At 48.3% G+C, this 288-nt stretch carries 1 protein-coding gene; it reads right to left on the bottom strand.

Going from position 1 to position 288, the window contains the following annotated elements; genetic code table 11:
- Positions 1-91: 91 nt before the first annotated feature.
- A partial coding sequence (locus tag JNK74_28335; GenBank protein MBL7650097.1) for an XRE family transcriptional regulator occupies positions 92-288 on the bottom strand: 197 nt, incomplete at its 5' end.

Raw genomic sequence — 288 nt, 5'->3', positions numbered from 1 at the left:
TTCGCGAGGCACGAGCGAAGGTGTTCTCTTCCCGCGTTGTTTTACGATTGTCCGGGGTGGTGGTTGAGCGGAGTGTGCGGTTGTTCGTTTTTCAATTCCATAGGCTTTTCGGCAATTCGTTTTTTATTTTCTCAGCTCGCTTTTTTATCGCCTCCTCCAAAACCATCGGGTCAATCTCCTGGTTTTCTAAGTGCATGGTGTGGGCAGTATCCATTACAATCTCTCTGGCCAGCTGGAGTGCGCGTTTTTCAATGAGTTTATCGAGCGATTCTTCTTTGGGGACAAAGC

It is taken from the genome of Candidatus Hydrogenedentota bacterium (assembly GCA_016791475.1).
In the GTDB taxonomy this organism is placed as follows: Bacteria; Hydrogenedentota; Hydrogenedentia; order Hydrogenedentales; family JAEUWI01; genus JAEUWI01.
The sequence above is the reverse complement of the archived record's forward strand: the minus strand, read 5'-3'. Positions and strand labels throughout refer to the sequence as shown.